This is a genomic window from Duganella guangzhouensis (assembly GCF_009674535.1).
In the GTDB taxonomy this organism is placed as follows: domain Bacteria; phylum Pseudomonadota; class Gammaproteobacteria; order Burkholderiales; family Burkholderiaceae_D; genus Rugamonas; species Rugamonas guangzhouensis.
In genome coordinates, this window is record NZ_WKJK01000013.1 from 111204 (window position 1) to 129199 (window position 17996).

Consider the following 17996-nt stretch of genomic DNA (forward strand, 5'->3'; position numbering starts at 1 on the left):
TGATGACCCGTACCACCATCGCATGCGGCCGCGCCGCACTGGCCACCGCCCTGCTGGCCGCCGGCCTGGCCCAGGCGGCCGAGTTCCGGCTGCCGGAATACGATACCGTCACGCTGCAGAACGGCTTGACGGTCTACCTGATGGAACGCCATGACGTGCCGCTGATTTCGGTGCGCGCCGTGGTCAAAACCGGCGCCGTCAACGACGGTCAGCAAGCCGGCCTGTCCAATCTGACCGGCGACGCCCTGCTGCTGGGCACCCAGGCCCACGACAAGGCCGCCATCGACCAGGCGTTCGACTATCGCGGCGCACGCCTGGCCAACGGCGGCGGCGCCGAGGCCACCAATGTGCAAGCCAATTTCGCCAAAGCCGACAGCGCGGCGCTGCTGCCGCTGTTCGCCGAAATCGTCCAGCAGCCCAGCTTTAACGATGGCGAGCTGGCCAAGCTGCGCGAGCGCAAGGTCGCCGGCCTGAAACAGGCCAAGGAATCACCGCGCACCGTGGTGCAGACTTACTACCGCGTGATGCTGTTCGGCGACAGCCGGTATGGGATTCCGGCCAGCGGCACGGTCGACAGTGTGAGCGCGCTCAAGCAGGCGGACGTGCAGCGCTACTACCAGCAATACTACCGGCCGGACAATACCGCCATCATCGTGGTGGGCGATTTCCAGAAGGCGGAAATGCGGCGCCAGATCGAGTCGCTGTTCGGCGCCTGGCAAGCCAAGGGAGCGGCGCCGGCGCGGCTGGACAATGGCAAGGTGCAGGCCGATAAAGCCCGCGTCTGGCTGGTCAACAAGCCGGATGCGACTGAGACCACATTCCTGATCGGCGGCGCCGGCATCGCCCGCAACGATCCGGACTATGTGCAGCTGAACGTGGTCAACACGGTGCTGGGCGGCCGCTTCACCTCATGGCTGAACGACGAGCTGCGGGTGAATTCGGGGTTGACCTATGGCGCCAGCAGCCAGTTCATCACGCTGTCGCAGAGCGGCACCTTCGCCATCAGCAGCTTCACCGCCCAGCCCAAGACGGCGGCGGCGTTGGCGCTGGCGCACAAGACCTATCAGCGACTGTGGGATCAGGGCATCGACAAGGCGACGCTGGAATCGGCCAAGGCTTACGTCAAAGGCCAGTTCCCGCCGCGCTATGAAACCGGCGAGCAGCTGGCCGGGCTGCTGGGCGAGATGTATGCCAACGACGTCGGCCGCGAGCAGATCGATAACTTCACGCAGTCGGTGGACAGTCTGACGCCGGAGCGCGCCAAAGTCATCATCAACAAGCACTTCCCGCGCGCCAATCTGCAGACGGTGTTGATCGGCAAGGCCGAGGCGATCCGCGAGGTGGCCCGCCAATATGGCGAAGTCAGCGAGTTGGAAATCACGGCCGACGGCTTCAAGCCGGCCGCCAACTAGGCCGGATCGAGCTGACGCACCAGCTGGTCGATGTCGTCGGCGACGCCGGGACAGGCGGCCAGCACCAGCTCCAGCGGCGCCCAGGCGTCGGCATCCTGCTTGAGGGCGCGTTCAGCTTGCTGGGCCAGCGTGGCCAGGCGGTCGGCGCCGATGGTGCCGGCCAAGCCTTTCAGTGTGTGCAGCGGCGGCAGCGCGGCCTCGGCGTTCTGAACGGCGCACGCGGCCTGCAACTCGGCCACCAGCTTTTCCGCTTCGCTGACGTAGCTGCGCAGCGCGATCAGGTAGATCGCCTCCAGCCCGCCCAGGCGCTTCAGCGCCGCCACCGTGTTCAGGCCAGCCTCGGGCAACGGCGCGGCGACGGCATCCGGCGCAGCGGCCACTGGCGCCAGCGGGGCGGGCTCGGCGGGCGGGCGCGCGCTCTGGCCATCGCCGCGCACATGCTTGAGGATCACCTCAATCAGATGCTCCAGATCGAACGGCTTGCCGACATGGTCCACCATGCCCGCCTCCAGCGCGGCGATGCGGTCGGAGGCCATGGCGTTGGCGGTCATCGCCACAATCGGCGGCGTCTGCCGGCCCAGGCGCGACTGCATCGCCTGCGTGGTCTGATAGCCATCCATTTCCGGCATTTGTATATCCATCAGCACCAGATCCGGCAGCGCGCCGGAACGCGACACCGCGCCCAGCGCCATCGCGCCCGAACTGGCCACCTCGACCTGGGCGCCGGCACTGCTCAGCAACTCGCTGGCCACCTGCTGATTGGCCGGATTGTCATCCACCAGCAGCAAGCGCAAGCCGGTCAGACGACGCGCCACTGGCAGCGTCGCGGCGGCCGGCACACGTTTCTCCAGCCGCGCATCGGCCACCGCGTCGAACAGCATCGACGCCGTCACCGGCTTGACCACAAAGCCATCCAGCACCGGCGAGATTTCCTGCTGCCGCTGCGCCAGCACTTCGCGGTCATGCGCGGTGACCATGACGATCAGCGGCATCTTGCCCTGCGGCGCCGCTTCGCGGATGCGGCGGCTGGTTTCCCAGCCATCCATGGACGGCATGCGCCAGTCGATGAACACCACGTCATACGCCTTGTTGCGCACCAGCTGGGCGGTGATGGCATCCAGCGCCTCGTAACCATCGGCCGCCACATCCACCCGCCAGCCGAACGATGACGCCATCTCGCGCAACACCGTGCGCGCCACCGGGTTATCGTCCACCACCAGGCAGGACAGGCCGCGCATCAACGCATCCTGCAGCGGCAGCAATTCCGGCGCCGTGTCCGGCTGCTGTTCCGACATGCCGAACTCCACCGCGAAATCAAACACACTGCCCTGCCCCAGTTCGCTGACGACGCGCAGCGTGCCGCCCATCAGCCGCACCAGCCGCTGGCTGATCGCCAAGCCCAGCCCGGTGCCGCCGAAGCGCCGCGCGGTCGAGGCTTCGGCCTGCGAGAAGCCATCGAAGATATGCTCGCACTGCTCGGGCGCAATGCCGATGCCGGTATCGCGTATCGCAAACGCGATCGCCAGCGCCTGCTCGCTCTGCGCCACCAGTTGCGCCGACACCACCACCTCGCCGCGCTCGGTGAACTTGATGGCGTTGCCGGCCAGGTTGAGCAGGATTTGCTGCAGGCGCAAGGCATCGCCCACCACCATCGCCGGCAGCGCCGGATCGATGCGGAACAGCACCTCGATATCCTTGCTGCCCACATTGGCCGACAAAATCACCGCCAGATCGCGCCACAGCTTGTCGAGCCGGAACGGATGCGGGTCCAGCGCCAGCTTGCCGGCCTCGACTTTGGAAAAGTCCAGCACATCGTTCAGCAGGCCAAGCAAGGCGCTGGCCGCCGCGTGCGCCTTGCCGACGTAATCCTGCTGACGCCCGCTCATCGGGGTCTGCCGCAGCAGTTGCAGCATGCCCAGCACCGCGTTCATCGGCGAGCGGATCTCATGACTCATATTGGCCACGAACTCCGACTTGGCGCGGCCGGCCTGCACCGCCGCCTCCTTGGCTTTCATCAGATCGGCATGGGCGGCGCGCAGCTCGGTGCTGTCGGTGCTGCTGCCCACCCAGCTCAGGACCACACCGCTGGCGTCCTTCTGCGGCAAGGCGTGGTTGTCGAAGATGCGCCAGACGCCGTCGTGGCGGCGCAGGCGGCAGTCGCAGCGGAACTGGTCGCCCTCGGCGCGCGCGCGCTGCCAGGCGGCGGTCAGCGGCGCCAGGTCATCCGGGTGAATCACGCGCGACCAGTCGCCGCCGGCCAGCAGTTGCGCCGCCGGCAGGCCGCTGAAGCTTTCCCAGTGGTGGCTGAGGAAATCGATGCGCAGCTCGGGGGTGGCGGTCCACACCATCTGCGGCAAGCCCTCGGTCAGCGAGCGCCAGCGCGATTCCGACGCGGTCAGCTGCGCCAGCGAATTCTGCAGCGCGCGGTCGACCTCGCTCAATTCGTTCAGCGCCTCGTATTGCCGGCTCAGGCCGAAGCGCACACTCATCAGCAAGGCCACGGCCAGCCCGAACAGCAACGACAGGAAAATCGAGGCGTTGCGGATTTCCTTGTACCAGGGCGTCAGAAAATCGTCGCTGGCCAGGCCGACAATCACGTACACCGGATAGGCACCGATTTTTTCGGCGCTCAGCACACGCTCGCGGCCATCGCGCGGACTGGTCACGATGTAGCGCGCACTCTTCTGGCGGCCATCCAGCAGCGCCTGGGTGGCGGGATTGACCCGGATGGTGCTGCCGAACTTCATGTCCTCGACTTCGGGATAGCGGTGCAGCACGCGCCGCTTCTCGTCCAGCAGCACAATCGAGCCATGCTCGCCAATATTGAGGCCGGCAAACGCCTCGTTGATGCGCGAATTATTCATCAGCACATACGAGGTGCCGCCGAACTTCCCGTCCGGCAGCGTCAGCGGATAGATCAGCGGCAGCACCCATTCTCCGCTGATGCGCGATTGCACCGGAATGCCGAACACCAGCTCATGCGCGGTCTGGACGCGGGCGAAGAATTCGCGCACGGTCAGGTCTTGCGGCCGCTCCAGGTCGACCTGTTCGCCATAAATCACCTGGCCGGCCGCGTTCGAACCGCGCACCGCCTCGGCGTGCGGGATGCGCTCCTTCAGATCGCGCAGGTAGGCGCTGTAGCCGTCGTCGCTGAAGCGGCGCTGCTCGTGCATGATGCGGAATTCGTGATCGGCGCGGCGCATCGCCAGATCCACCTCCTGGAAATGAGCGTGCAGGAAGTTTTCCAGCGTGATCGACAGATTGTGCGAAGTTTCCTCGGCCGCCGCATAGTAGCGTTTGCGGCTTTGGTTCAGCACGTGCACCACGAACAGTGCCACGATCAGCAGCACCACCACCACGGTCGTCACCATTACGCCAAACAGTTTGCGGAATTTTTGCAGTGCGGTGACTCTCATGGCCGAGGATGAGGTTTAGTTGCTGAGTTAGCTATACATTACAGCAAAAAAGAAACGCAAAAACGCTCCAGCGGAGCGTTTTTTTATCGGAAGCCCTGATTCAGGATGTCTTGCAGCGATTCGCGGCCCTTGTCGCTGATTTCAAAACCGCCATCGGGCAGCGCCAGGATGTGGGATTTCTTGCCGAGGAACAGGGCCACATCGGCATCGATGGCGGCGCCGGACTGTTCCGACAAGCTGCGCAAGGCCAGCACGCAGCGGCGCAGGAACAGGGTTTCCTCGCCCTTCTCGGTCAGCGCGATGCGACCATTGCGGGCGATGCTGATCAGTTTGAGGCCGGACAGGCGTTTGCTGTTGCGGCCCACGCACGCGCTGACGCGATCGCCCTTGATGCCGCGCTTGATTTCGTTAAGGGCGTCGTATTCGTCCTGCGTGAATTTTTCGTTCTTCATTGCCATTTTTTCCATAAGAGACTGCTGCGGCCCTCATGGTACGCGCACGGCGGCGCGGCGGCAAGGCAAGTCGCCGCCTGACAAGGTCGAACGTGGGGAATTACTGGAACGCTCGGATCGCCAGCCACACCAGGCCGATGCTGGCAAAGGCGGCGATGCAAATCATGGCTTGTACCCGCTTGGCGCTGAGGGCAACGCTGCGACGGCCGAGATAGATTTTATTGTGTAAGGAATTACCCATGATTGCTCTCCGTGAACAGAAATCCGACGACATGACTAAATTATAGAAACTCCTTCGTGACTGCTGTGTGACGACGAGCACAATTTGTAAGTTTCGTATCCCCAAAGCAACAGCTATCACGCCGCAACGAGCGTGGAACCAGAATACCGTCCGTTCCACGCAACGGACGGTGCGCTGGGCAACATATAAAAGCAATCGGCTAATACGCTTTGATAGGCGGCTTGGCGGGTGTCGGTTCCTCAATCGGCGCGTTTTCCGGTGCCGGCGTGTTATCGGGTGGCGGATCTTTTTCCGGTTGCGGCGGTGGCGTGTCCGGATCGGGCGTGGTGTGGGCGTGGTAAGTCGGCATGCTGCTCTCCCTGAAAGAACGTAGCTTCAGTGTTTGGGGTAGCGGCGCCAGATACAAGCCGGGATTGCCGCCCTGGGTGCGACAGCACACGTAACTCAGGTGGCGTGGGCGGCCTTGCGGCACTCCCAGAAAGCGTTCAGCGTCAGCCGGCCGGCGGCCGGGTCGGCGCTCAGCAGCTCCGGTTGGGCGATGTGGCTGTTGTGGAAAATGCCGCCATCGTAGAAGAGCGCCCGGTTGTAGGCCGCCGGCACGGTCGCCAGCAGCTCGAAGTAAGCGTTGGAATCGGTTTGATAGCCCGACTCGCGCTGGATCACGCGGCTGAATTCAGCGCTGGACAGCGGGGCCCAGCGATCGAACAGCGCGTGCGTCTCAGCCTCGGACTGGCGCGGCCGGTAAAAACTGGTGCCGCCCTGCTGCGGATTCTTGAACAGATACAGCAGCCCAGCGGGAAAACACTGGGTGGGGGAACTAGCGTAATTATCGTGATGGCACACCCGCTGCAGCGGCCGCAGCTGCTCCGGCGGTACGCTCACCAGCGACAGCCGGCTGTACATCCGGGTAGTCCGCCGCGCGCCCAGCCGGGCGCGGATGTGCTGCATGAAGAACGCGTCCAGAGCAGCGGAAAAGTCATCCGGCATCCGCAACTCAGGGCCAGGGAAACCATGATACGAGGCTTGCGCGAAGCCGGCGCGGTGCTGCAGCGCGTACGCCACCAGCGCGTCGGGATCGAGCAGGAAATCGTCGATCACAATGCAGGGCAGCTGGCCGGCGATGGGGACGAGATGAATGCGGCAGTCGGGATTGAACATGGCGCGCAGAATACCATTATTCATGACGCTTTCAATACCTCCGTCGCAAAGCGCACAATCAAAAGCCAGCCATCGGGGGGAGACCTATTTTCATCCTTCGTTGATTGAGATTCTTGATGTCTTCAATTGGAGCTATCTTGTTGCTTCCATACTCAAACTCCGTACCATATTTTTGTCGCTTACCTTGCCGCACCAAGATCCTATCCACAAGCCAAGCCAGATGCTCATTTGATATTTCACCGCGCCGGTTGGCAGCTTTGATGGTCGGGAAGTATTTCAGTTGATATGGTAGCTCGGCGTGCTGGATGATGAAAAACGCTGCACGTGCCGCACGTTTTTCGTCCAACCTTCCAGGCCAACCACAACGCGCAATCAGATGATCGAGTTCGATTCTATTTTTTTCATCGCTCTCAATGATCGAATTTTCAATCCTCTCCTTTTCTTGCGGGTCGGTAGTTTTCTTTTGATACTCCGATTCCAGAATTTGGATGTAACGGCCGCGCAGAACTTGGTCTTCGTTCAGCATTCCGGCATATTTCTTTGTGAGCGTCACGCTATCGCATTCAGCTGAATGCGCAGCGATTGACAGCAACGAGGTTGCCACGGCTAACATTTTCCACGTTTTCAAAGTCACCCTCCCAAGGAACGTCGCTCTCCGTAACTCCTCAATATCACCGCCCGCTATTTGATACGGAAGATCACATCGACCGTTTGCGACCAGCGCAGCGTTTCGATCGCCAGGAAGTCTTTGTCGGCGGGCTGGGCGGGGACGGTGCGGTTGCGCGGGTAGAGATCGCCCGGCATCAGGCCGACCGCGTGGGTCAGGTTGCGTAAGGTGCCGGATGAGATGGCGGTGACGGCGCCGGCTTTCTTGCCGAAGCCGGCGGCCATGGCATCGGCGCGGCGCTGGGCGTCCTTGACGGCGGCGGCGGTCAGCTCCTGTTCGGCCTGCAGGCGGTCGCTGCGGCCGAACGTGGTGGCCATGTGGTCGAGATTGGGCATGGCCAGCAAGGCCTGCAGCAGCGGCCGCCATTTGCTCAGGTCGCGCACGGCGATGTGCACCGAGCTGCGGATGTCGTAGGCGTCGGCGCCGCTGGCGTCGGCTGGCGCGGGCTTGCGCATTTCCTTGCGCATGTCGCGGATCTCGGCGTCGGCATCGGTGTCGGCCAGCAAGGCGCGCACCTGCCCTGCCCGCTCAGCCACCAGTGCTACCGCCAGCGCCGGATCGGGATCGTAGGCACTGATGTCGAAGTCGATCTCGCCCAGGTCGGGAGCGATCATCACAAAGCCTTCGCCGCTGGCGTGAATGAATGGATAGTCCGGCAAATTGGACGCCTGGACCACCAATGGCAACATGGCAACAGCAAGGGCAAGCTTCTTGAACATGGTGTGCGTCCTGAGTGGAGGAAATCGCATTATTCACCAAAGTAGACAATCATGTCTACTTGTAAAAATAAAAACCATCCCAATTTGCGCTTTCAACAACAACCACGACGAGGGAAATATCATGCTGGTGCCAAAACGTCCGCGTTCGGTTTACGATCACCGGCCGGTGGCGGTGCAAGTCGTCAAGCAGGAAAAGTCCGGCGCGGTCGACAAGCATGTGCTGATCGTCGACAAGCCGACAAACAAACCGGAACAGCCCAAGGCCAAAGAGTAAAATGGCGGCTTTTACTCACCACGAGCCGCCATGAGCAACACGCCTTTGAACGACGACGAATACGATCAACTCGATGAACTGCTGCTCGCCATCGGCCCACAGTCGATGGATGTCGCCAAACTGGAAGGCTTGCTGACGGCGCTGGTGATCGGCCCCGCCGAGCCGGCGCCGGAGCTGTGGTTGCCGCTGGTCTGGGGCGGCGCCGAGGGCAACCAGGAAGCGCAGACGCTGGTGCTGCGTCATCACGCCTATATGCGCGAGTGGATGCAGAAAGATCCCGCCAGCTTCGAGCCGATCTACGAATGCGGCGGCAACTGGACCGTCGACGCCTGGTGCGCCGGCTTCGCGGCCGGGGTGCAGCTGACGGCCGACCAGTGGGCGCCGCTGCGCGCGCAGCAGCCGGCCTTGCTGTTGCCGTTCCAGCAACCGGTCAACGCCGCCAAGGTGACGCCGGCGGTGATCCAGATCCATGCTTTCTTCCACGCGCCCAAACCGAAGGTGGCCAAGGCTGGCCGCAACGATCCCTGCCCTTGCGGCAGCGGCCAGAAATTCAAGAAGTGCTGCGGCGCCTGAGCCTTATTTGCCGTTGATGACTTCCTTCAGCAGCACGAAGGTTTCATGGTTGATGGCCTGTTCGTTGGCCTTGAATTCCTTGTCCGCCTTGAGATAGGCGGGCTTCTTCAGTTCGGCCTGCTCGGCCGGGGTCGGCTTCGGCACGCTCGGGTACAACTGGGCGCCGCTGTTGTAGGTATCGTGCAGCACTTTCTTGCCGTAGCTGGATTGGTAAAACCGGGTCATTTCCAGCGCGGTTTCCGTGCTCAGCAACTTGGCCACCGGCGTCGCCAGCCTGGTGTAGACGAACTCCGGCTGCAGTTTAATAACCTTGTCCATCACCTGCTTGCGCTGCTCGGGCGACGCGTATTTGCTGGCGCCCGCAGTCATGCGCATCATTTTTTCAGCCTGCATGGCGGCCAGCAGGTCGTGCGCGGCCTTGACCTGAGTGGCGTCCGGATTGGGCGTGGCGGCGTGCGCGGCGCCGGCCAACAGGGTGGCGATGATTGCTGTTGCGATCGACTTCATTCTTTCTCCTTAAAATTCTTCCGCATTCTAGCCTGAGCAAAAAAAACGGGTACCCGAAGGTACCCGTTTCGTGCGCTCTATCTGATCAGATTAGAACTGGTAGGCGGCGCCCACCGAGAAGAAGCGGCCAATCGCGCCTGCCTGGTGCAGCGAGGCGTTGTACGAGGTCTGGGCACCGGCGTTGCCGTAGGTACCGACGTCGATCGGCGGCTGCTTGTCGAACAGGTTCAGAATCGCAGCGCGCAGGGTCAGGTTTTGATTGACCTTGTACTGCAGATTCAGGTTGGTGGTGGTGAACGACGACACGCGGCAGTACTGCGCCGGTTGTACCTTGCCTTGGAAGTAGGTACGACCACCGGCATCCAGACCGGTCGAATCGCAGCTGGTGGCGCCAACCGACTCATCCAGCGTCGAGAACGAGCTGGTGTAGTTGATGGTTGCGTTCAGATCCCATGGGCCACGAGCGTAACCCAGGGTCAGCTGAGCACGGTCTTTCGGGTTGCCGGTTGCGCCCGACACGCTGGATGGGCCTTGGGTGCCCGCCAGCTCGTAGGTGGTGCCGTCAACCGCGATGGTTTTGTAGCTCAGGATGTGGGTAGCGCTCAGGTTGGCGCGAATGGTGCCCAGGTCACCCAGGCGCCAGCGGTAGCCGATGTCAGCTTCCAGACCGTCGGTCTTGGTGGTGCCACCGTTGATGTATGGCGAAATCGCATACGCGGCGGTACCAACGCTAGGCGTACCCACCGAGGTGGTGCCGTCGCCGTTGGAGATGTCCATCTGGGTCGCTGGCACGCGCACGAAGGTCGGTACGAAGCCTGGCAGGTTGCCGGCTGCGGTCACGATCTGATCGTTCACTTCGATGTAGTAGTAGTCCAGGGTCGCGTTCAGACCTTTGACTGGCTCCACGATCACGCCGAAGGTGTAGGACTTCGATTTCTCAGGCTTCAGATCCTTGTTGGTGGTCTGCACGTACGGTGGGTTGATCGCGCACTGCGACGGTACGTTGCCTTTGGTGTTCTGGTTGCCGTCCGGGCACAGGATCGGGTCAGGAATGGCGTTGAAGGTGAAGAACGAACCTGCATTGCCCACTTCGGCCGGGTTAGGCGCGCGGAAGCCCTTGGCGAAGGTGCCGCGGAAACCGATCTGCTTGGTTGGTGCCCACTTGAAGCTGGCGGCCGGGGTGAACGAGTGGCCGTAGGTGTCGTAGTGGTCATAACGGCCGGACAGGTGCAGCTCCAGATCCTTGATCGGGGTCGCTTGCAGCTCGGAGAAGATGGCGGTGTTGGTCTCGTCGCCGATCACGAAGGCCGAGGTCGAGGCCACTTGGCCAGTCAGGGTTGGGCCGGCTGGTGGCGAGTTCTGCTCGCGTTTGTGCCAGTGCGCGCCAACTGCCAGTGCCACCGGACCTGCGCCCCACTGCAGCAATTCACGCGAAGCGACCGCGTCCAGGTAGTTCAGCTTGGAATCCAGCGAGTTGCTGAAGCGTGGCGAGATTTTCGCCAGCACCGATGGATCGTTGCCGCCCAGGACGTTGAAGGTGCCGTTGGCCAGCGCTGCGTACAGGGCTGGACGGTCGATGTAACCGCTGTAGTCGATATCGGTCTTGACTTCGGTGATACCGGCGCCGGCGTTGACATCCCAGCCGTAAGCGGTGCCATGCACGTCAGCCGCGAAACGGGTGGTTTTCGAGGTGTTGTCCAGGGTGTTGGTTGGATCCACGCCAGGGATGTAGCCGTACAGACGGGCCGCGCCGGCCAGACCGTTGGTGACGCCGCTGCCGACCACCGCGCCTTGAGCGAAGGTGGTGCTGGCGATGCGGTTGACACCGGCGGTCAGCACGCCGTTGACCAGGGTGGTGTTACCCGCGAACGAGATCGGCGAGTAGATCGCGCCCATGCCGCGGTTGTTGATGCTGTTGCGCTGGAACAGCGATGCCTTGGCATTCAGTTCCCAGTCGCCGCCCAGCTTCTTGGTGAAGCCGGCCAGCACGTTGATGTTTTCCGATTGCGGCTGGATGTTCGACACGGTGTCGCGCACGGTGCAGCCGTTGGCCATGTACTTGGTGTAGTTGCAGCTGGAGTCCAGGAACTGGAAGTTGGCCGCATTGCTGGTGGTGCCGGTGCCCGGGGTGTACAGGAACGGGGTGCTGGCCGCGGTCAGGAAGCTGTTGATGCTGCGTGGCTTGCCGCTGGCGTCGAGGCCGGCGACCGGCGCGCCCAGGGTCAGATTGTTACCGCCGCGCGAACGCCAGTCACGGTTGGCCCAGTCGTTGCTGTCGCGGTCGGACACTTTGATCGCGTCCTGGCGGCGCCATTCGGCGGTGATGAAGGCGTTGTAGCCGTCGGCGTCCAGGTCCCCGAAGCCGGTGCTGATCGAGGCGCGCTTGGTTTTGCCGCCGCCGTGCTGGGTGTCGCCACCTTCAGCGCTGACGCGGGTGCCGTTCAGGTTCTTTTTCAGCTTGATGTTGACCACGCCGGCGATCGCGTCGGAGCCGTAGATCGACGACGCGCCGCTTTTCAGGATTTCAATGCTGTCGATGGCGTCAAATGGAATCGACGACACATCGACGAAGGAGCGCTGCGAATCGTCCGACAGCGGATACGGGGCCAGGCGGTGACCGTCGACCAGCACCAGGGTCGCGCCGACGGTCAGACCGCGCAGCGAGACACCGGACGCGCCGTTGGCGAAGGCGCCGGAGAAGCCAGTACCGAGGGTACCAGCGCCGTTGGCGGCCAGGTCACTCAGCAGTTCGGCAACCGAGGTCTTGCCGCTGCGCTGGATGTCCTGCGCGGTCAGCACTTGCACTGGGGTTGCGGTTTCGGTATCGGTGCGGCTGATCAGGGAGCCGGTCACGACAACTTTCTGGACGGGTTCGCTACCGGCTGCTTGCTGGGCCATGGCTGGGGTGATGGCTGCAACCGTGAATGCGCCGCTGGCGATCACTTGTAAGATCGCGTCGGGCATCGATTTCATACGCAACTTCATGTAAAAAACTCCTTCTGGCTCTCATGCCTGAATTGGTGGAATGGCCTGGGTAAAGACCGTCCATACTGATATGTCTAAATGTAACCGTCTTGTGACGAAAACGGTTCCAATCAGACCATAGCCAAAGGATCAATGTCAATTTTATGTCCATATTCTATGGTGATAAAACAACACATTAATTTCTCCATTCTCGTTTTTTGCCATAGCTTATTCGGTTTGGGTGCGCAAATGAACCTAATTGGTGCGTGTACGCCCCAAATTCGTGCGGCGATATTCTTTTCGCAATGCAGCAAAGCCGAAATAATCTCTATACAAAAATAAACGTGACTTAACACCAATTTACATAAATTAAGAGGGATTGACAGGTCGCGGCGCGGGTGTTGGCGCGGTTTGTGCGCTTGCAGCATGGCCGAGCCAGGGAGAAAACAGCGCGACTTTTCACCAACAAAGTGCTGTTGATGAGACCAAAACGCTACTTGCGCGGCTGTGCATCATGGCGGTGCGATTCGCTGTTGCAATTGCACCAACGGCTAGCGAAAGCAAATAAAACGGGGGATATAAAATTCACTGCGACATGAAACCAGGCTAATAAACGGATCAGCCGGTTTAAATAGGACGGGGAATAAATGGATAAAAAAAGCCCCGATTACTCGGGGCTTTTTTCTGAATATTGGCGGAGAGGGTGGGATTCGAACCCACGGATGGTTTGACCCATCGCTTGATTTCGAGTCAAGTACAATCGACCACTCTGCCACCTCTCCTGGTAACGCATTTTTACTACTTTTTCTCACATCCAAACAAATGGCGGAGAGGGTGGGATTCGAACCCACGGATGGTTTGACCCATCGCTTGATTTCGAGTCAAGTACAATCGACCACTCTGCCACCTCTCCGTTTTCCCACCTGCTGCTGCGAGAAGGCAAGATTATAGCAGGTGCTTGAGAAAATGGAAGGGCAAAGTTACGCTTTTAAATGCGTTTGTCCGCCCATGTACGGACGCAGCACTTCCGGGATCTCCACCGAGCCGTCCGCCTGCTGATAATTCTCCAGCACTGCGACCAGCGTGCGCCCCACCGCCAGGCCCGAACCGTTCAGCGTGTGCAGCAGTTCCGGCTTGCCCTGGGCGTTGCGGAAGCGCGCCTGCATGCGGCGCGCCTGGAAGGATTCGCAGTTCGACAGCGACGAGATTTCACGGTAGGTGTTCTGCGCCGGCAGCCACACTTCCAGATCGTAGGTCTTGGTGGCGCCAAAGCCCATATCACCGGTGCACAGCGACATCACGCGGTATGGCAGGCCCAGACGCTGCAAAATGGTTTCGGCGTGGCCGACCATCTGTTCCAGCGCGCCGTACGACTGCTCCGGATGCACCACCTGCACCATCTCGACTTTGTCGAACTGGTGCTGGCGGATCATGCCGCGGGTGTCGCGGCCGTAGCTGCCCGCCTCCGAGCGGAAGCATGGGGTGTGGGCGGTCATCTTCAGCGGCAACGCGTCGGCGGCGATGATCTCGTCGCGCACGATATTGGTCAGCGACACTTCCGAGGTCGGGATCAGGTAGAAGGTCTCGCCCTCGCCTTCCGCGCCGCCCTTCTTCACCGAGAACAGATCGGCTTCGAACTTGGGCAGCTGGCCGGTGCCGCGCAGCGAATCGGCGTTGACCATATAGGGGGTGTAGCACTCGGTGTAGCCGTGCTCATCGGTGTGGGTGTTCAGCATGAACTGCGCCAGCGCGCGGTGCAGACGAGCGATGCCGCCTTTCATCACCGAGAAGCGCGAGCCGGTCAGCTTGGTCGCGGTGTCGAAGTCCAGGCCCAGCGGGGCGCCGACGTCAACGTGATCCTTGATCTCGAAATCGAAGCTGCGCGGGGTGCCGCTCTTGCGCACTTCCACGTTGCCAGTTTCGTCGTTGCCGACCGGGACCGACTCGTGCGGCAGGTTCGGGATGGTTTGCAGGAAATCGCCCAGCTTGGCCTGCAGTTCGCCCAGTTTGACTTCATTGGCCTTGAGCTCGTCGCCCAGGCCGGCCACTTCCGCCATCAGGGCGCTGGTGTCTTCGCCCTTGCCCTTCATCATGCCGATCAGCTTGGACTGCGAATTACGCTTGCCCTGCAGTTCTTCGGTGCGCGTCTGGATCGCTTTGCGTTCCGATTCGAGCGCGTTGAACGCGTCCACATCGAGCTGGAACTTGCGGGTCGCCAGGCGCGCGGCGACGGTGGCTATATCTTTACGGAGCAGTTGGATATCAATCATGGGAACAAGAGCCGTTTGTTTCGAAAACGTCCATTGTACCAAGACCAAGCTCACTACTAGCGAGTTTTGCGCAGCCCGCCGGCTGCCGCCATTACAGCGCAGCTTTTTCGGCGGCGGTCAGGCGTTTGGCGGTAATGGTCACGGTTGGCATGCTGGTGTCAGCCTGGGCGACTGCGACCACTTTGCTGGCCGGCATGACGAAGTCGACGCGTTCCGAAGCGGTGGCGAAGCTGGTGGCGGCGCCGATGATGGCAGCGGCGACAAAGATAACTTCCATGTTTTTAGCGATGTTCATGATGGACTCCTTCAGGGGTTGGTTTATATGTGCTGCGGTATGGTTGTACTGTACCTAAAGGCGTTCCGGCTCGCGATGGGGATGCGACGAAGCGCTGAAAAGCGCGTCTGAAGTGCAAAAAACCGGTGGAAAGACGTCTGCCTGGGGGCATGGCGGCGGTTATTGTAGGATTTCTCCTACGCAACTAATCGTGCGCCACACAATCCTTGAAATTTGTACTATGTACTCAACAGTACAGTCCTCAAGGAGAAGTAATGAAAACCAATAACCTGATGAAAATCGCAGCGGCCAGCGCCGTGATGATGATTGCCACGGGCTGCTCGACCATGGGTGGTCCAGGCGGCAAGGATGAACCGGCGCCGCCGGCCAATCCCAACTTCGCGGGCGAGATGAACAAATTCAACGCTCAGTTCCCGAACGACAAGGCCACCAAGTACGAGGAAGTCTCGCTGAACTATAACAACGCCAGGAAGCTCGACGAGCGCGGCAATTGCCACGACTTATCGAAGTATCCAGTGGTGATCGTGCTGACGCTGGACGCGGCCGGCAAGGTCACGCGCAGCACCACCGACGTCGAAGGCAAGAAGGCCGAATGCTTCCGCCAGGCCTACGCCGACGCGCAACTACCGCCGCCACCGTTCGCTCCCTACCTGAAACCGATCCGCCTGCGTTAAGCGGCATCCTCTTCATCGGTGTTTTCATCGTTGACGGCGGGCTTGTCCAGCCACTGGATGACGATATCGTTGAAGCGTTCCGGCTGGCGCAGCATCGGCCAGTGGTCGGTTTCCATCGCCACCACCTTGCAGCCATCGCGCGCCGCCATGGTTTCAGTCCATTGCGGCGAATGAAACATGAAGGGCTTGCGGATGCCATAGATGTACAGCATCGGCACCCTGGGCACGAACGGCACCAGCGAGTTGTAGGAACCGGCCGCGCCGGCGGTCAGAATGTAATACGGATAATTCATGCCCGAGCTGATGTAAGCGCCTTCGGATGGCGCGCCCAGCACCTTGGCCATGGTGCGGGTCATGACGTCGCCCAGCGGGCCGCCCATGGCCCAGGCCAGCGCCAGCGTGCTCTGGTAACCGCTGACCATCAGCTTCTGGCCGATCGAGCGTGAGCGGTTGGTGGCCTTGGACTGCGCGTCGCCGATGTCGACGCCAATGATGGCCGACACCAGCGCCTTGTTCCGCATATAAAACTCGTAACCGAACACGCAGCCCCAGTCATGCAGCATCAGAATGACTTTTTCCTTGCGGCTGACGCTATTCACAATGTGCAGCAGCACGCGCAACATCGCATTCAGCGAATAAGAGCGGCGCGGCTTGCTGCGGTCAAAGCCAGGCAGCGTGAAGCGCACGCAGCGATAGCGCTGCTTCAACTCAGCCACCTGAGCATCCCACACGCGGTAGGTGTCCGGCCAGCCGTGGATCATGACGATGGTTTCGGTGCCCTCGCCTTCGATAAATACGTCGACATTGTCAACCACCATGGCTGGCTGCATGCTGCTCCCTTAAACGCTGCGGACTGTTGAGTGATCTATCTTAACAACAACCATCCCGCACGAAAAGCAGCTAGTTGTAGACGACACCCCTCCTCCGGCTACATAAGCCGAGCTCGTGTCCACTTCGGGGTCAGACCCCGAAGTGGACACGAGCTCGGCTTATGCGGCTGATACAGCGCCGGCGTGTGGCCCGCGTCAGGGCTTGCCGGCGTCTTCGTCCAGCTTGCGCAGGAAGGCCATTTTGTCGGCGATTTTGGTTTCGAGGCCGCGCGGGACCGGTTGATACCAGCCGGGTTCGCGCATATCGTCGGGGAAGTAGGTTTCGCCGGCGGCGTAGGCGTGCGGTTCGTCGTGGGCGTAGCGGTATTCGTGACCGTAGCCGAGTTCCTTCATCAGCTTGGTCGGGGCGTTGCGCAGGTGGACCGGCACTTCGCGCGACTTGTCCTTGCGGACGAAGGCCATGGCTTCGTTGAAGGCGTTGTAGCCGGCGTTGCTCTTGGCGGCGATGGCCAGGTAGATCACGGCCTGCCCCAGCGCCAGTTCGCCCTCCGGCGAGCCGAGCCGTTCGTAGGTGTTGGCGGCGTCGTTGGCAATCTGCATCGCGCGCGGATCGGCCAGGCCGATGTCTTCCCACGCCATGCGGACGATGCGGCGCGACAGGTAGCGCGCGTCGGCGCCGCCGTCCAGCATGCGGCACAGCCAGTACAGCGCGGCGTCCGGATTCGAGCCGCGCACCGATTTGTGCAGCGCCGAGATCTGGTCGTAGAAATTGTCGCCGCCCTTGTCGAAACGGCGCGCGTTCAGGGTCAGCGCGTTCTGGATGAACTCGGCGGTGATCTGGTTGGTCTTGGCGGCGTTGGCGGCGGTGTTGGTCACTTCCAGCAGATTCAGCAGACGGCGGCCGTCGCCATCGGCGTAGCCGATCAGCGTGTCGATGGCGGCGTCTTCGAACTCCAGCTGGCTCAGCACTTTGTCGCGCGCGCGGTCGACCATCTGCCGCAGCTCGCTTTCGTCGAACGACTTCAGCACGTAGACCTGGGCGCGCGATAGCAGCGCCGAGTTCACTTCGAACGAAGGATTTTCGGTGGTGGCGCCGATCAGCGTCACCAGGCCCGATTCGGCATACGGCAGCAAGGCGTCCTGCTGCGACTTGTTAAAACGGTGGATCTCGTCGACAAACAGGATGGTGTGCTTGCCCATGTCCAGATTGTGCTGCGCCTGCTCCATCGCGGCGCGGATATCCTTCACGCCGGAAAACACCGCCGACAGCGCGATAAACTCGCAGTCATACGCCTTGGCGGTCAGGCGCGCCAGCGTGGTCTTGCCCACGCCCGGCGGCCCCCACAAAATCATCGAATGCGGCTGGCCCGACTCGAATGCCAGGCGCAGCGGCTTGCCCGGCGCCAGCAGGTGGCGCTGGCCGACGACATCGTCAAGCGTCTTGGGCCGCAGCGCTTCGGCCAGCGGTTGGCGCGGTTCGGTGGAAAATAAATCTGCCATGATCTGAAATGGAAAAACGCCGCAGCGTCGCAGCTGCGGCGTTG

17 protein-coding genes and 2 tRNA genes are annotated in these 17996 nt (G+C 61.6%); 4 read left to right on the top strand and 15 right to left on the bottom strand.

The window, feature by feature from the left end:
• Window positions 1-2: 2 nt before the first annotated feature.
• A complete protein-coding gene (locus GJ699_RS23040; RefSeq protein WP_154380717.1) occupies window positions 3-1412 on the top strand; it encodes a M16 family metallopeptidase in 1410 nt (469 codons plus the stop codon).
• Here GJ699_RS23040 and GJ699_RS23045 read toward each other — a convergent pair.
• The 7 genes from GJ699_RS23045 to GJ699_RS23065 all read right to left on the bottom strand — a co-directional run bounded on the left by GJ699_RS23045 (window position 1409) and on the right by GJ699_RS23065 (window position 8065).
• Window positions 1409-4828 (bottom strand): response regulator, encoded by a 3420-nt coding sequence (locus GJ699_RS23045; RefSeq protein WP_154380719.1) that lies wholly within the window; start codon window positions 4826-4828, stop codon window positions 1409-1411. The two genes, GJ699_RS23040 and GJ699_RS23045, sit on opposite strands and share 4 nt — an antisense overlap.
• Window positions 4829-4911: 83 nt before the next feature.
• The gene (locus tag GJ699_RS23050; protein WP_154380721.1) at window positions 4912-5280 is read right to left on the bottom strand and encodes a hypothetical protein; all 369 of its coding nucleotides are present in this window, start codon (window positions 5278-5280) and stop codon (window positions 4912-4914) included.
• Between the two features lie 100 nt (window positions 5281-5380).
• Window positions 5381-5521: a hypothetical protein gene (locus tag GJ699_RS34230; RefSeq protein WP_195763631.1), complete on the bottom strand. Its 141-nt coding sequence runs from the start codon at window positions 5519-5521 to the stop codon at window positions 5381-5383.
• 199 nt (window positions 5522-5720) lie between these two features.
• Entirely contained in the window at window positions 5721-5870 is a 150-nt protein-coding gene (locus GJ699_RS34235; RefSeq protein ID WP_195763632.1) for a hypothetical protein, read from the bottom strand.
• 95 nt (window positions 5871-5965) lie between these two features.
• The gene (locus GJ699_RS23055; protein ID WP_154380724.1) at window positions 5966-6703 is read right to left on the bottom strand and encodes a DUF6445 family protein; all 738 of its coding nucleotides are present in this window, start codon (window positions 6701-6703) and stop codon (window positions 5966-5968) included.
• 34 nt (window positions 6704-6737) lie between these two features.
• Entirely contained in the window at window positions 6738-7307 is a 570-nt protein-coding gene (locus GJ699_RS23060; RefSeq protein ID WP_154380726.1) for a DUF6624 domain-containing protein, read from the bottom strand.
• Between the two features lie 53 nt (window positions 7308-7360).
• Window positions 7361-8065 carry an SIMPL domain-containing protein gene (locus GJ699_RS23065; RefSeq protein ID WP_154380728.1) on the bottom strand — a complete coding sequence of 235 codons (705 nt, stop codon included), beginning with the start codon at window positions 8063-8065 and terminating at the stop codon, window positions 7361-7363.
• Between the two features lie 121 nt (window positions 8066-8186).
• Here GJ699_RS23065 and GJ699_RS34240 point away from each other — a divergent pair, with 121 nt between their 5' ends.
• On the top strand, window positions 8187-8339 hold the full coding sequence (locus GJ699_RS34240) for a hypothetical protein (RefSeq protein ID WP_195763633.1): 153 nt from the start codon (window positions 8187-8189) through the stop codon (window positions 8337-8339).
• A gap of 30 nt (window positions 8340-8369) precedes the next feature.
• Entirely contained in the window at window positions 8370-8912 is a 543-nt protein-coding gene (locus GJ699_RS23070) for a UPF0149 family protein (RefSeq protein WP_154380730.1), read from the top strand.
• 3 nt (window positions 8913-8915) lie between these two features.
• On the opposite strand, the gene GJ699_RS23075 is transcribed toward GJ699_RS23070, so the two are convergent.
• The 6 genes from GJ699_RS23075 to GJ699_RS23100 all read right to left on the bottom strand — a co-directional run bounded on the left by GJ699_RS23075 (window position 8916) and on the right by GJ699_RS23100 (window position 14948).
• Complete coding sequence (locus GJ699_RS23075; protein WP_154380732.1) at window positions 8916-9419, bottom strand: DUF2059 domain-containing protein; 504 nt, start codon at window positions 9417-9419, stop codon at window positions 8916-8918.
• 90 nt (window positions 9420-9509) lie between these two features.
• On the bottom strand, window positions 9510-12404 hold the full coding sequence (locus GJ699_RS23080; RefSeq protein ID WP_154380734.1) for a TonB-dependent receptor: 2895 nt from the start codon (window positions 12402-12404) through the stop codon (window positions 9510-9512).
• A gap of 671 nt (window positions 12405-13075) precedes the next feature.
• Window positions 13076-13165, bottom strand: a tRNA-Ser gene (locus GJ699_RS23085).
• Between the two features lie 41 nt (window positions 13166-13206).
• Window positions 13207-13296: transfer RNA gene (locus GJ699_RS23090), tRNA-Ser, on the bottom strand.
• A gap of 67 nt (window positions 13297-13363) precedes the next feature.
• Window positions 13364-14653: a serine--tRNA ligase gene (serS, locus tag GJ699_RS23095; RefSeq protein WP_154380736.1), complete on the bottom strand. Its 1290-nt coding sequence runs from the start codon at window positions 14651-14653 to the stop codon at window positions 13364-13366.
• 91 nt (window positions 14654-14744) lie between these two features.
• Window positions 14745-14948 carry a hypothetical protein gene (locus GJ699_RS23100; RefSeq protein ID WP_154380738.1) on the bottom strand — a complete coding sequence of 68 codons (204 nt, stop codon included), beginning with the start codon at window positions 14946-14948 and terminating at the stop codon, window positions 14745-14747.
• Window positions 14949-15202: 254 nt separating this feature from the next.
• Here GJ699_RS23100 and GJ699_RS23105 point away from each other — a divergent pair, with 254 nt between their 5' ends.
• Window positions 15203-15622, top strand: coding sequence for a hypothetical protein (locus tag GJ699_RS23105; RefSeq protein WP_154380740.1), 420 nt, complete (start codon window positions 15203-15205; stop codon window positions 15620-15622).
• Here GJ699_RS23105 and GJ699_RS23110 read toward each other — a convergent pair.
• Together GJ699_RS23110 and GJ699_RS23115 are read right to left on the bottom strand one after the other, a co-directional pair.
• Window positions 15619-16452: an alpha/beta fold hydrolase gene (locus GJ699_RS23110; protein WP_154380743.1), complete on the bottom strand. Its 834-nt coding sequence runs from the start codon at window positions 16450-16452 to the stop codon at window positions 15619-15621. The two genes, GJ699_RS23105 and GJ699_RS23110, sit on opposite strands and share 4 nt — an antisense overlap.
• A gap of 195 nt (window positions 16453-16647) precedes the next feature.
• The gene (locus GJ699_RS23115) at window positions 16648-17952 is read right to left on the bottom strand and encodes a replication-associated recombination protein A (protein ID WP_154380745.1); all 1305 of its coding nucleotides are present in this window, start codon (window positions 17950-17952) and stop codon (window positions 16648-16650) included.
• Window positions 17953-17996: the final 44 nt, after the last annotated feature.